The sequence below is a fragment of the Dickeya undicola genome (assembly GCF_000784735.1).
Lineage (GTDB): Bacteria > Pseudomonadota > Gammaproteobacteria > Enterobacterales > Enterobacteriaceae > Dickeya > Dickeya undicola.
This window is the reverse complement of the sequence record NZ_JSYG01000032.1, coordinates 278,130-291,655: the sequence shown is the minus strand read 5'-3', so window position 1 is coordinate 291,655 and position 13,526 is coordinate 278,130. Positions and strand designations below refer to the sequence as shown.

The 13,526-nt window shown below is 42.3% G+C and carries 12 protein-coding genes and 1 pseudogene; 1 reads left to right on the top strand and 12 read right to left on the bottom strand.

All coding sequences use genetic code 11. From position 1 onward, the window contains the following. Positions 1-18 precede the first annotated feature (18 nt). The 6 genes and pseudogenes from OB87_RS15315 to OB87_RS15295 all read right to left on the bottom strand — a co-directional run. Positions 19-699: pseudogene (locus OB87_RS15315) on the bottom strand (relaxase/mobilization nuclease domain-containing protein); the annotation flags it as partial. Between the two features lie 7 nt (positions 700-706). Next, positions 707-1,108 (bottom strand): hypothetical protein, encoded by a 402-nt coding sequence (locus tag OB87_RS20020; protein WP_072025489.1) that lies wholly within the window; start codon positions 1,106-1,108, stop codon positions 707-709. 207 nt (positions 1,109-1,315) lie between these two features. Next, a complete protein-coding gene (locus OB87_RS15310) occupies positions 1,316-2,284 on the bottom strand; it encodes a hypothetical protein (RefSeq protein ID WP_033570271.1) in 969 nt (322 codons plus the stop codon). Between the two features lie 288 nt (positions 2,285-2,572). Further along, a complete protein-coding gene (locus OB87_RS15305) occupies positions 2,573-3,085 on the bottom strand; it encodes a hypothetical protein (RefSeq protein WP_033570270.1) in 513 nt (170 codons plus the stop codon). Positions 3,086-3,175: 90 nt separating this feature from the next. Next, positions 3,176-3,427 carry a hypothetical protein gene (locus OB87_RS15300; protein WP_072025488.1) on the bottom strand — a complete coding sequence of 84 codons (252 nt, stop codon included), beginning with the start codon at positions 3,425-3,427 and terminating at the stop codon, positions 3,176-3,178. A 743-nt stretch (positions 3,428-4,170) separates the two neighbouring features. After that, positions 4,171-5,007 carry a helix-turn-helix transcriptional regulator gene (locus OB87_RS15295; RefSeq protein ID WP_033570268.1) on the bottom strand — a complete coding sequence of 279 codons (837 nt, stop codon included), beginning with the start codon at positions 5,005-5,007 and terminating at the stop codon, positions 4,171-4,173. A 183-nt stretch (positions 5,008-5,190) separates the two neighbouring features. Between OB87_RS15295 and OB87_RS15290 the strand changes: the two genes are divergently transcribed. Beyond that, on the top strand, positions 5,191-5,772 hold the full coding sequence (locus OB87_RS15290) for a YbhB/YbcL family Raf kinase inhibitor-like protein (RefSeq protein WP_033570267.1): 582 nt from the start codon (positions 5,191-5,193) through the stop codon (positions 5,770-5,772). 139 nt (positions 5,773-5,911) lie between these two features. On the opposite strand, the gene OB87_RS19505 is transcribed toward OB87_RS15290, so the two are convergent. Genes OB87_RS19505 through OB87_RS19495 form a run of 6 tightly spaced genes read right to left on the bottom strand, consistent with a single transcriptional unit; the run spans position 5,912 to position 13,487 of the window. Further along, positions 5,912-6,700 (bottom strand): aspartyl/asparaginyl beta-hydroxylase domain-containing protein, encoded by a 789-nt coding sequence (locus tag OB87_RS19505; protein ID WP_050515728.1) that lies wholly within the window; start codon positions 6,698-6,700, stop codon positions 5,912-5,914. Between the two features lie 14 nt (positions 6,701-6,714). Next, positions 6,715-7,275: a GNAT family N-acetyltransferase gene (locus tag OB87_RS15280; RefSeq protein ID WP_033570266.1), complete on the bottom strand. Its 561-nt coding sequence runs from the start codon at positions 7,273-7,275 to the stop codon at positions 6,715-6,717. A 22-nt stretch (positions 7,276-7,297) separates the two neighbouring features. Continuing rightward, entirely contained in the window at positions 7,298-8,632 is a 1,335-nt protein-coding gene (locus tag OB87_RS15275; protein ID WP_081977401.1) for an MFS transporter, read from the bottom strand. 6 nt (positions 8,633-8,638) lie between these two features. Further along, complete coding sequence (locus OB87_RS19500; RefSeq protein ID WP_050515727.1) at positions 8,639-9,304, bottom strand: TfuA-like protein; 666 nt, start codon at positions 9,302-9,304, stop codon at positions 8,639-8,641. Between the two features lie 2 nt (positions 9,305-9,306). Next, positions 9,307-10,473: a YcaO-like family protein gene (locus tag OB87_RS15265; protein WP_033570264.1), complete on the bottom strand. Its 1,167-nt coding sequence runs from the start codon at positions 10,471-10,473 to the stop codon at positions 9,307-9,309. Beyond that, complete coding sequence (locus OB87_RS19495; RefSeq protein WP_050515726.1) at positions 10,470-13,487, bottom strand: carbamoyltransferase C-terminal domain-containing protein; 3,018 nt, start codon at positions 13,485-13,487, stop codon at positions 10,470-10,472. The genes OB87_RS15265 and OB87_RS19495 overlap by 4 nt, the downstream gene beginning before the upstream one ends. Positions 13,488-13,526 lie beyond the last annotated feature (39 nt).

Below are 13,526 nucleotides of genomic sequence, written 5' to 3'. Positions count from 1 at the left end.
CAATTTTAATTACACCCTCGAAACTTTCGCTTCCTCAAGCCTTATTAGGAAAGTTTTCACATCTGGTGAATCTGCCAAACTTTTATCAAGGAGCATTTGTAACTGCTGCTTATTGCAGATCTCACCTGTTCTTTGTTCAAACATTGCTTCATTCCGGGAAATCTTTTTTGATTTTTGGGGAATTGCTTTGTTTGTTTCTTTTCCAGTATCTGTAGGTTTTAGTAATTCAGGGCTTTTTGTGATAGTGAGACTGTATTTGTTTTCAAGTTCCTGGATTATACGACCACTTTTAAGGCTTTCATGTCTACCTAAGTTAACCTTACTTGATACCGAATCTATTCGGTTAGCAATGATATGTATGTGTTGACCAACGGGATCGTCATGCAATACATAACAACGAAGATGAGTGTCATTGAATCCCATACGGTGCATGTAATCATCAGCTATCGATTTCCATTGTTCGTTTGAAAGCTTATCTCCTTGAGGAAGACGAAGCGAGTTGTGCCATGCAGGTTTTGCAATGTCGGTTCTGAGCCTGCTGGCCGTATCAAACTCAGCTATCAGTTCATTGGCACAATCACCTGTCATGTTGCCACCAATAACCACAGGATCACTTCTGTGATGAGAACCTGGCTTCAACACATACTTTACGACATTGATAAAGTTCTTATGCCTCTTTATCCGTTGCATCCCTTTCATGCAAGACTTACCTGCCTGGCAGAACGGAAGAAGCTGTCAGGCACGAACGAAGCTGATTGATTTGTTTTTTGACTGCGAAGATCTCTGTTTTGGTTAACTCACTATTACTACTTTTTGTATCAAGATGGCTTATAAGACGATTCAGCTTCTGTGATATGTCAGACAGTGATTTCCAGGCTTCAATATTTATAGCAGGAACGACAGGAGGAGGCCTATTAAGAGAGGTTAATCTAAGCCATTCACCTTTGCTTTTGTCACCTCTCTTTTTATTGAGAATATCCAGTTCTTCTTTATTAAATCGAACACTGACACAATGTATTCGTAATGATTCATTCGGTGACTTTTCTGTTTTATGAAGACAAATAGGCTGGAAATTATTTGTATAGGATAAGGTTATTGTATTACTCATAGAAACTCCTTTTCATATGTGTATGTTTGTATTCGCTTATAGTGAGCAATTCCTTTGCAACACTTATAATACAGTTATATTAGAAATACAGAGTAAGTCAATCTTTTGGATTCGACTTTGATTTTCTTTTTTCAACGGAACGGCGAAAAACAAGGAGACTAAACGAAGCTCCGCTTCGTTTAGTCATACCTTGCAGATATATAAAGGTTAAAACACTAATCGGTTTACTAATAATTCATATACTATTTCTTTTATGCATTCGTCGTCAGCGGAAGGATAGCATTCACTTCGTAATGTTGATATATCTTCTTCTGATAACTTATTTATAATATCTTTTTTAACAAAAATTGGTTCTAAGTTGTTTCTTATTTCAAAATAATTCTTGTCAAATATATTATAAAGAGTAAAAAAAGCTTTTGCGAATAGCATCATTCCTTTATCAAATGTTGCAATAGGTAATGACATATAAGGTTCTAACCGCATAGGTGTGGTTCTAATAACGTTACTCATTTGAACAGGTAAGTGAAATGTGTGGAAGAGAATATAGCAGTCCATATATACATTATAAGCTATTTGATCCTTTGTTTTCTTTTTGGGATTGTCATATTGCTGTTTCTTCAAAAAAGTCGCTGGGGTATCTTTTATATTCGCTTTGTTTCTGTATGAATAAAACAATGCAGTATGAACCAAGAATGGATTAATTAAATGTTGTTTGGATTTGGTGACAGGACCAAAACTTAGGAAATTATCGATGATAACTTTTAAATTTAAATCCTCTATTTCATAAACTCTTCTAAGAAATTGAATTCCACTATTATGGATATCCGTTGCTGGATGGTTAAAAGCATCAAGGAAACTCTTTGTAAACTCTTGTCGTTGAAAATTATATCCATAACTCTCAAGTTTTGCTTTTGTTATATAACAATAGCGTATGTATTTTTGGGTTTCATCATCAAAAGAAGACGAATTACCTTCTAAGGCCGAGTAGTTTGCACACATTTCATAACCATACAATTTTGCAAACCGACTTGACCAATAGTTACACAACAAATCAGTGCAACAGTTGCTATCTAATGAAATAAGAGTTTTTTTCTTATTAAATTCATTTTTGTAGCTATCAAAATCATATATTCTTCTTTTTATTGTATCTATTAAGTATAAATTCTCATTGCGCATTCTATAATCCTTTTAAAAATATTCAAAATGATAGGTATTTAATAAATGCAAACCAAACCTACCCTTTGTTATTGTATGGGTAATAGTGTTGACATTCAAAAAAATTAATTTAAAGTTGTTTATTAGTAATTCTGAAACATGTGAGGGTATATGGAATCTATTAAAGTTTGCATCGGTAGCATCCTTTTTATAATAATGAATGTTTTAGCCGTCAATAACTGGAACAGCACTGAAAATTATGTTGCTTTGTTTAATGTCTCTGTTTTAATCAGCGATATATTCATAACATTATGTGTCGTGGTGTTTGTTTTGGACTTTGTTTTTGATTTTTGCAGGAAAAATCTTTCTGATAAATGAGAAAAACGTTCTTATCGCACTTGGATATTTGCCAGATAATTTTTCATTTTTTCTGAGACTTAAAAATTCTTTTAGGGTAATAAAAACTTTTGCTGTAAGGCAACAGGTTACTACTATAAATTTTGATATCATTAAATAATATGTTTGTGGATCGCTATCTTTCAAGCTTAAAACAGGGATAATATCAAATTGTTTATTGCCGAAAAATAAATATTCAGAGGCAATAATTCCGGCTGATATAGCGAGAATTAAATCATTCAGAATTTTGTATGATGCCCTGTGTTTTTGCAATAAATAAATGCCGAATGAGATAATGCAAATGGAAGTAAAAAGATATCCTTCGGGATGCTTTGAAATTAAGCTGTTGTCGATAATAAGGCCAGCTAAAATCCCAATAACTAAAGTGATGTGTAAGACAATAATTATTTTAGCTATTGTTTTCATATAGTAATAACATCCGAAGGATAATTTTCCATTGGTTTAATGTTAAGAACCATTTTATGATGAAATAAATACAAACTCGACTAATAAATCTTAGTAGGATTCATATAAATGGCTTACACATGTCCCACAAACTTTTCGCCCAATTTTAGCGATTTTCTCCCTTGCTTCTTGTTCAGTAGCACATGTGAAACGATTTTCTTTACTATCTGATTTGTCCATTTTTTTACATATGGATTTTGCCTTTGAATTACATTTATATTCTGAATCTTTTGGATACATATCCCCTTCAAAAAGGTGAAGTTCACCGGAATCTTTATTTTCTTTAAGTGTGTAAGCTTTCATGTTTTTCCTATTTTATAAAATATAACTCTTTTGTTTATCATTCATAAAGCCATTTTACAGCTTCTGTTGATTAGGCAAACATTTTTACGGTTACAAGCTTCGGGTTCTATCTACATCCTACTTTTGTGCTTTAAACCATCGTAATTAATGTTCTACCTTCATCATAAAACTACATATTACTGGGAATAGACATGTGTTGTTTTCCATATGCCGTTGTAAGTCCCTATAAATAGTGTATCTATTGAATGATGGTGAGTAAACAACCAATGCTTAGTTTTTTACTCTAAGAGGAGCTTGTCATCTGCTTCTTTCAAACCACAGTCATACCACCCAGAATGTATGCCATAAGTAAGCTATAGTCTACTTGGTAATATTTTTATACTTATATTTCAATGTATTAACATCGATTAAGAAGTACTGCTGCATCATGGGGGTGTGGGCGTCTAAACTCTCTGGTGTACTCATCGCGTTGTGATGTCCATCTTCTTAAATTTTAATGAGTTAATGATACTGGCGATGCTCATTATCTCTCATGAAGTCCGGTACTTTACGGTTGGTGGGCCTGATTCTCACCCGGTGATACGGGGATGTGCGGCCAACATGGCTTTCGTTTGTATGCTGGTTGCATGATAACGAAGTCTTTAAGGCAGGAAAACCAGCGGGGGAACTGCATTCTTCGAGCATGATCGAAATAATGTGTATTGAAACAATGTGTAAGTACCTCTGCCACCCGTCTCTTTGTGCTAATCGCGCAACGCCGATGGCACTACGCCGAAACGGCGGCGGAAAGCTGCGGTGAATTTACTGTGAGATTCGTAGCCGACATCAAGAGCGATAGCGGCGACCGGTCGATCCGATGATTGCAGCAGCACCATTGCCGCTTCCAGCCGGGTTTCCCTTACGCAGGCAGTGATGGTGTTGCCTTCCTGCGCCAGCCGACGGTTCAACGTGCTGGCGGTGGTGGATAAGGCTTGCGCTACCCGGTCAGCCAACCAGTGATCATAGGGGCGCTGCGCCACCAGGCGTCGCACTCGCTCGCTCCAGTTCAATGATCCCGGTGGGGTCAGCACAATGCCGTATTGCTCGGCTAACAAAAGCAATACCTCCAGTACGCGGTGTTCGCTTAACGTCGCCGAACACTCGGTATCGCTCAGCGCGTCGGCGGCACGCATAAATGTGGTCTTTATCGTGCTGCTCTCTGTGACTCGGGCGAAGTTCCGCACCGGTGTTAGTGCCGCAAACTGACCGAAACATTGATGGAAACGTGTCACCGTTTCTGGTTGCAGGTTCAGAATCTGCGCAACATAGCGCCCTTGCGGGGCTGGGTCGTTGATCACGTCCCACTGGGTGCCTCGCGGCAATATAAATAACTCGCCGGGTGCAAAGGTGTTGCTGCCTTCCGGTGCCAGTAACTGTTTTGTGCCAGAGACGACCATCCCAATCAGGTCAGTACGTATAACCACTGTGCGCAATGCATACTGGCTACGGGCGATAATCTGATGGGAAAGCGGTAGCAGATGACGGGGCACCGGCTCGGCCGAATGCATCAGGGGCGGGTTGGAGTCGTCGGTCAGCGTCATGCGGTATCCGTGGTGAAAATGGAACAAAGGTTGCGCGAGCCGGAGCAATGGTAATGACATCGGCGCGCTACCATTAGCGGCACAGATCAGTCTGTGTCTGATATTCATCCCCAATACAGCCGTCGTGCACGGCATGGCGATGAATGGCAAACCCAGCCTACCATGAGTCACAGGAATACTAATATGAAAACACGTTCACCTCTGTTCCGCTCCTGCGCGCCGTTGCTCGCCGGTTTGTTGATGACCGCCGCAGCACAGGCGGATACCCTGACATTATCCAGTCCATCCATTACACCTGATGGCACGCTGCCTGCCAGCTTTGAGTTCAACGGCTTTGGCTGTAGCGGGCTGAACCAGTCTCCTGCATTAAACTGGCACGGTGCACCGGCAGGGACTCAGAGTTTTGCCGTCACGGTTTATGATCCGGATGCCCCGACCGGTTCTGGCTGGTGGCATTGGATGGTGATTAATATTCCGGCGAAGGTAAATGGTCTTGCCGCTAACGCTGGTGAAATCGGTGGCAAACATTTGCCAACTGGTGCGCATCAGGTGCGTATCGACTACGGCGTGGAGGCCTGGGGCGGCGTTTGTCCGCCAGTAGGTGACAAACCGCATCGTTATGTTTTCACCGTCTATGCGCTGAAGACCAAAACACTGGATGTTCCCAAAGACGCTAGCCCGGCACTCGGTGGCTACATGATCAACGGCAACATGCTGGCTAAAGCCAGTTTCACCGCCTATTACGGACGTTCGGCACAGCAGTAGAGAGTTGGCTTTCCCCGCTGAATGGCGGGGACGGTGACGCTGGGCAGGTTGGATCGTGTCGCGGCTAAGCCACATGTGTAGCCTGTTGAATACTGTTGCCCCCAGATTACGCATTTTGAGGGAATACTAATTACCTCATTCATTGGGGGGGATCGCTGATTTTTGCCAGAACCGGGCCTAATAGTCTTATTCCATGAATTTCTGCATCAGTGAGCTCAGGATGCAAAAAATTAATTAATAAGATGTCACGATCACTCGCAGAATGATTGTATACATGATGAAGGAAACTATGGTCGAAAAAAATAGACTTTCCTTCTTCCCAGCGTCGTTCTTCTCCCGCAACGATTAGGCCACAATCATCAGGGATATTAATACCAAAATGGCAGGTTATCTGTGCATTAGTCCAGTCATAATGTTCAGGCAGCCAGGCTCCGGCTTTTAACCGCATAAACGTAACCTCTCCTCGCCACGGAAAAAGAAGGTCTTCAAATTTACCGATTAATTTTTCTATAGTAGGGAAGTGAGCTATTTGTTCACTGAACTTCCCTCGGCTCCAAAGTGAAATGGATGACCAGTCTTTTTGTGACAGGTTTTTAAATAGATTACTGGATGAGTACGCTTTCAATTGACTGGTTGCTGCGGTGAATTCCTCTTTAATCGGATGAAAGTGTTCGGTCAGCAGGTTAGCGACCTGTGCAGTTGCTTCATTTGAACTTTCATCAATCCATGGACCGTTGTCAAGGCCAGGGAAAAACAGTAGACGTGGTTTTTGCAGCGGGTGTGATGGCTTGCTATGAGATTCACCCAACATCCCGGCCATAAAATCGGATAAACGTTCTGTCGAATCAACACCATAAATATCAGAAATCTGCGTAGTGATATCAGCAAATGATTTCTTGAGATACCGATTGATTTCGCTCTTGTCCATGTTATTTATCCTTTTTATTTTTCAGGCGCTATGTATGAATTCAGAACGTGATCTTGCCATTTTCCATTTATCTTTAAATAGGATCTAGCAAATCCTTCATTTACAAACCCAAGTCTTGCTAATATATTTTTACTACGTAAATTGTTGGGAAGGTGGTTAGCCATAATACGATGCAAACCGTAGTTTTCATGGACATAGGTGATTGCGCTTTCCAACGCTTCATGCATCAACCCTTGCCCTTGATATGATTTATCGATTGAAAAGCCTAAGTAACCGGCCTGAAATACACCGTAAACAAAATTTGTAAAATTAATGCTCCCGATGATCTTATCTTCTCCTTTGATAGTGAACACAAGCAATAGGCACTTCCTTGCTTTAAAATCAGTTTGAGCATCGGTAATACGCTGCCTGATGCTCTCAAGCGAAAAGTAATCTTCAGTGCGCAATGGTTCAAATGGTGCGAAATTATCCCGATTTTCGACTAAGAAAAGTTGAAACTGCTCGGAAAAGTCCGTTGTAAGGCAGTAAACATCCGTTCTGGCAGTGGAGAATAATTTTGTTTTTTCTGTGTTCATGCTTCTTTTCCCGGTTTGATTATTAATTTGATGCTTGCAGTTCAGAACCATCAGGTTCATTCAACGGCACTATTTTTAGTGACAGTGAGAAAACGCCGCCAATTAAAGCAATTACCAGAATTTCTATCAAAACATTCTGTGCGGGTTCTGCACCAATACCGATAAATGTTAAATAGACAGAGTATGCACCGTATAGAACAATCACGGAACTCATCACCAGGCTAAGGGTGAATGCCCGAATCTCTTCAGGAAGACGAGCCAGTAAATTACTGATGGCAACGTCCTGTCCCATGGTGACACAAGCACGGAAAAACAAAACATATAAAATAAGTGAAAGTATACCATCGCAGTAAATATAGAGGAAATAGCAACCGGCAGATAATAATACGAGGCTGCTGAAGGAAAAAATAATCAGTGACTTATCATCAAATTTTGCCGCAGCACGTGGCACGATTATACCCTTAACATAATGGGCGGCATCAAAGGAGGCAATAAACAAGAATAAAGGGATAAGGTAAATAATACTAATGTTCATGATGTTATATTCCCTAAATTCCGCTACCATCAAGTACGTATGGACGTGGACCATTGAGAAATTAAGTAAAACGATTATTATCGAGATTTTAATCAGCATGATCAACTGCTCTCGGCTCATTGCTCTGAGACAAGAAATGAAATTTCTAAGCGTATTTTTATTATTGGCTTTATGGTTATTTTCAGTGAAAATAAAGTGTGTGTTATTTTTTTTCGGGTAACGCCATAACCAGATTCCAAGAATTATAAACATAATTGCAGGGATAAACAGCATCACTTCTGCATACCCGATAGTTCGATACATCACGAGCAGAATGAGCAGAAAGATGATCGGAACAATCGACACAATTTCTTTACCGTATCGCTGTGAAAGTAGAAGTGCTTTTGTTCGTAGCCCACTTTCCCCACCATACTTAATGATTTGGTTGTCTATCATGTCTTGCAGCATTGCCTGATAGGCACCCGAAATCAGGCTCATGCCGATAGCGCTGAGAAATGAGCTAAGGATCAACAGCGCTATTTGTAAGCCAGCATCGTGGGTGCTTATCAGTGAGAAAAAAAGCGTCAGCAGGGCCGATGCGGTAAAATAGCTACCCAAAGCAACGCTTCTAAAATGCCCCAGCCTATCGGCGAGTAAACCCGATGGCACTTCGAGGATGATTGATGAATAAAACGCGATAGACACGCGTAGTGAAACTGCAGAGCTAAACATCCCGCCTAATGCACCGACTAACAGATGACTTAACTGATTTGATGTGGATTGCATCGCACGGAAAGAGCTATCCAGATAACCGATGCTTTTTAACCAATGACTGTTTTTCATTTTTTATTACTCACGTCTTGCCAGATAAAATTGAGTCAGATAATTAATCGCTAATTGAGCATCATTTTTTTTAGGATGCAAAGCGTCATCGCTAAATAGTGTTCTTAATTCACTATCCTTGATCTGCGGTGAGAAAGACTGGATGATTTCTACTACCTGGTCAATATAACGTTCATACCAGCTAATAGAGCGTATTTTTGCTAAAATAAGTCGGGCGGTGAGTGATGAAAACTGTTTTTTCATGACGAGGTGGCGGGTGATATGGTCTATATGCACCCATGATAGTGTTATTTCTTCATGACTAACTGAGTGATAACGCAATGCAACATCTGCGTCAGAGTGGTAATACCCCATAAGATAACCCTGAAAAATCTGCCCTACGCCAACCATCCCAACTGTATAACAATCGGCAGCGCGCAGTGCTCCCATACTAGAGCAGCCCAGCAATAGCCCTCCGGCTTGAATAAATTCCAGACACTCAACTACGGTTACGGACATTTTCGTGCCAAATAAACCATCAACGATTAATACTGGGTGACCGCTACCTGTTAATGCAGCCAGTTCGCCACCCTGAATCGGTGGGCGATATTCAATAACATCGTCATGCTGTTTAATCGATGAAACTGAAGGACCACCAAATACGATCGGTTTACGTTTAGGTGAAAAAAGCATAATTACCCCACACGACCAGGATTAACATGCCAATCATACAGGCCAGGAATAACGGCTTTAACCGTATGAAAAGGTACGTCACTCAGCGATAAGTCCACAATATAAACATCTTCTATTTCTTGCTTTTCGAGAATATTCACAAGAAATTGTGTCGCAGCTGTTAGCGTGTCGGGCGATTGCTCTGAGGAGGATCGTTCTAATGATGGCATCGTTACGTTGGCATAATGTTTGTGGAATAACGCCTTCAACTTGTTAAATTTCGATGTTTCAAAGAAAGACTGCGAGCGGTACTTCTTCTTCTGTCGGCTTAAATCTTCCCGGGAGGCTTGCAAACTTACTACCAGCCCCTGAATCGCTTCCATCATTGCGGCATCCAGCGCGTCAGATTCGGTAAAACCTGACGCAGAACCAGCAATCATAAACTTTGGTCCCATACTGACAGGATCATACAGCGCAACATAGTAAGTGGGTAAGGGACCGTGTATGCGCAACGCGAAACTCTCGTACCCTTTATCGTTAAGATGTTCCCACAGCGTCATGGTCGATGCTCTGGAAATCGTCGAGAGATCAACGAAGTCTGCGCAGATTTTGGATAGACAGTGCTTGTAGAACAACGATGTCGTATTACGCTCTATCGACTCCATGATCGCAAAACAGATCGCTTCTTCCAGACTGCCACCGCAAGCCAGTCCGGAAGTATGCGCTTGTATATTCGCGTTATGCTTGTCGGAACCATGATAGGGAAATTGTACTTCAATAGCTGGGAGGCGTAGCTCGCGACCTGAATGCCATTCATATCCTTTTATCCATTGCTGAATATCACATTCCGGAGCGAAACCTAATCGTTGCAGTGTCTTGTTATCGTCCCTGGTTGCCTGATGAGGGAAAATGGCATGATCACACCAGCAAGCACAGTGCCGTTCATACGCTTCCATCAGTGCGCTGCAGGTCGCAGCGATTAGACTACGACCTTTCCCCTGTGTGGATGAAATTTGGCCTTTTTTTATCTCTGTTCTCACGGCATTAACGATAGATATACCCGGAAGATTAATAAACTCACCGACAGACGTGAGTCTTGAAATACCTAAACGCTTACGCAGTGGTAGAGCAAGTGCCAGAACTTCTTTCTCGGTATAACGCCTTAAGCCGGGATGAGCTACTGCTTTCAATGTTCATTCCTCCCGGCTGAAAAATCATGGGCCAGAGTCAGACATTTCAGCTGAATATACTTATTTATCTGCTTTCTGAGTGTTAAAGGAAGTGCAGCATAGGCGTTCTGCACATCAGCTAGATAATGGAGCCTGAGCAGTTCCGTTAATGATTGATAAAGTTGCGCACTGATTAATTTTGACATTCCTTGATAGTCGTGAGTAACCCAGTACTTTGCTTCATTTTTTTCCAGTGTGCTGTGCAGCTTGCAACCAGGGCTGAGACGTAATAGTCCTGGCAGGTTTTCTTCATCTAATTCCCACTTACGCAATTCAACAATATAGTCGCCAAATATCACGGCATCGATATGGGTTGAAAGCAACATTTCGATTGCCTGCTGTGGTTCTTCAACGATTGGTTGTCCACGGACATTAAATGACGTGTTCAGCAAGACTGGAAATCCAGAGCGTTCACCAAAGGCATTCAATAACGCGTGGATCTCGGCATTGTCATGTTCCGAGACTGTTTGTACCCGTGCCGTACCATCAACATGGGTGATTGCGGCGAGTTTATCTCGATATTCTTTTTTAACCGGCAGAACTTCGAGCATATATTTGTGTTCACCATCCCCGTCAAAGTACTGATTAAGCTGCTCAGCCGCGACCATTGGGGCAAAGGGGCGAAAGTCTTCACGGAATTTCACCCACTTGTTGATGAATTTCCAGGTGTCCATGGAACATGGACTTGCCAGCAGCGAGCGAGCACCTAACGCGCGTGGACCAAATTCAGAACCTTTATTACAGGAAAAATACCCGATGACTTGTCCGGCGTTTAATCGCTCTGCCAGTGCGGCAGTATCAATCGGAGTGAGGGTTATTCTGTCAGCAAAACGGTTAGTCGCAAAAGCAATATCCCGGTAATGATAAATTTTGCCCAGATAGTCATGGCTAAAGGCATCATTCAGGGTTTTTCCATGCCGTTTATAATAGGCGGCACAGGCTGCACCGATGGAGATACCAGCATCATGTTGTGCGGGGAATAGATAAAAGTCTTTTAATTTAAGATGATTGCGGACTTTGAAGTTGACGACGGAATTTAATGACACGCCACCGGTCATGACCAGCGGCGTGTTATTCGTAATCTGGAAACGCTCCAGGCGGGAAAATATTCCTTTTTCTAACACGGCTTGCACCGAGGCTGCCAGATTAGCGTAATCCATAGGATTCGCTTTCTTTTCAGTAAATTTTTGCTTCCACTCGTAGCCATACGATAGGCCTGAAGGTGTTTCAACCGCGATTTCATTCGCATACTCAGGTGTGCCATACGGCGCTAATCCCATCAATTTACCTGATGCCTGCCAGGAATTAAATACGAACTGGCTCACGGAAGCATAGGCTTCGCCAAGGGAAAAACTGCCATTTCTAATATTAAATGATGGGCTGTATTCCCGGTTTACGAGTTGATAGCCCCGCTGATCAAAAGAATAATGCGATACGACATGCAACAGCGGTTTAATTCCATGTAGACCGGTATTCAAGTAGGTGGAAAATTCTTCGCCATTGCATAAAAGATCGTCCTGGCCCACGACGGTTCCGCCTGAACCATCAACGACCAGCACATTACCCTGGTTAAATTTCGAACCAGACCAGGCGGCAAAGGCATGACACAGATGGTGGCTGGCAAAGACGGCTTTGGCGGAGAACGGATCAAACAGGGTGAAATCTGCAGCATGGATCGGCTGATTAAGGCCGACATATTCCGGTGTGGCAGCCTGAATATTATAGGCAAAACAGTTCACGTCATTGTAAGTAAGGCCTGCTGCTGACAGGCAATAATCTACCGCCAGGGTAGTGTCGAGAATATTTCGTCCATCATGTTTAATTCGCGTAAGGCGCTCCAGTTGAATGCCATAACGAATTTTACCGTTGACCAGCAGGCAGGCCGACGCATCATGACTGGCAGAAATGCCAACAATGACATCATCATCAGCTTTAATCAGAGGAGTGGAAGACGTTATTTCTGTGACGAGGGTTTCCTGAGAGGCGAAGGTTATCCGATCGAACAGCCCTTCTACTTGTAATCTTATCGTATGCTCGCCTGGCTGGCTCAACTGCTCGGTAGAAATAAGTAGTGTTCCATTTTCCCCAATGATTTTTTGACCATCGATTATTGTTGTTAACCGGGTTGTGCGTGCGATACTCCCCTGAAAACTGGCGGCCAGACCTATCTTCACTCCCGCGCTTGTTGACGGCAATGTGAAGATGGCTTCTACCTGTGTTGACCTGCCGACATTGAGATCCCAACACTGTGGCAGTGGTTGCGGCAGTGCCTTGTTTTCAAACAAATACAATCCCTGATATGCCTCACTCAGGTAAATCATACCGGCGTGCAGCGCAAGGCGATCGTGAGGATTTCCCAACGTTATAAGAAAGTCGCGTAGATTAGCAGCCAGCCCCGCGAGGTAAACGACAGCGGCAGAGGTGCCTTTTATGGTGTCAGACGCTCCAGCATTATTACGTGTTGGATAGTCAAACTCCCTGACAATAAATTCTATATTGCCATTGCCTGCCGGTGTTTTGCCTGGAATGGTGTTGTTTTTTAATAACAGAGCCACACCGATTGTTTCCGTCGATGAGCCGGGAAAACGTTGACGACCGAAATCATGACCGACTGATGCCAATATGTAAGGTTTTTCAGTTTCGTCGGAAAAGTTGGTTAAAGCTGTATGCAGCGCATGAGAAAATTCATTTTCAGCAGAAGAATAGGCATGTGCCTCCACATGACAGGTTCTAAATTTTTTGGCTACTCTCTTTCTCACGTTATCGTAGCCTTGGGATAACGCGTCAAGATAGCTGGCGGAAACAACGCGGGAAAGGTCTTTTCCTGAGCAAGAAAAAAGTTCACTGGCCAGCAAGCTGGAGATTTTAACTGTATGTGGATGCAATATCTCTACATTGGATATTTCCGTCAGCTTTACGATTTCGTTTTTTCTTGCACTATCAAATAACAGGATAGTCGTGTTGTTAGTATCCATACATTGCCTTATTAACCAGTGCTATTATATTTATTTTTA

Bases quoted from the DNA above. Each gene is read 5' to 3' on its own strand.
- OB87_RS20020 (WP_072025489.1), bottom strand. From the start codon at position 1,108: ATGAGTAATACAATAACCTTATCCTATACAAATAATTTCCAGCCTATT.
- OB87_RS15310 (WP_033570271.1), bottom strand. From the start codon at position 2,284: ATGCGCAATGAGAATTTATACTTAATAGATACAATAAAAAGAAGAATA.
- OB87_RS15305 (WP_033570270.1), bottom strand. From the start codon at position 3,085: ATGAAAACAATAGCTAAAATAATTATTGTCTTACACATCACTTTAGTT.
- OB87_RS15300 (WP_072025488.1), bottom strand. From the start codon at position 3,427: ATGAAAGCTTACACACTTAAAGAAAATAAAGATTCCGGTGAACTTCAC.
- OB87_RS15295 (WP_033570268.1), bottom strand. From the start codon at position 5,007: ATGACGCTGACCGACGACTCCAACCCGCCCCTGATGCATTCGGCCGAG.
- OB87_RS15290 (WP_033570267.1), top strand. From the start codon at position 5,191: ATGAAAACACGTTCACCTCTGTTCCGCTCCTGCGCGCCGTTGCTCGCC.
- OB87_RS19505 (WP_050515728.1), bottom strand. From the start codon at position 6,700: ATGGACAAGAGCGAAATCAATCGGTATCTCAAGAAATCATTTGCTGAT.
- OB87_RS15280 (WP_033570266.1), bottom strand. From the start codon at position 7,275: ATGAACACAGAAAAAACAAAATTATTCTCCACTGCCAGAACGGATGTT.
- OB87_RS15275 (WP_081977401.1), bottom strand. From the start codon at position 8,632: ATGAAAAACAGTCATTGGTTAAAAAGCATCGGTTATCTGGATAGCTCT.
- OB87_RS19500 (WP_050515727.1), bottom strand. From the start codon at position 9,304: ATGCTTTTTTCACCTAAACGTAAACCGATCGTATTTGGTGGTCCTTCA.
- OB87_RS19495 (WP_050515726.1), bottom strand. From the start codon at position 13,487: ATGGATACTAACAACACGACTATCCTGTTATTTGATAGTGCAAGAAAA.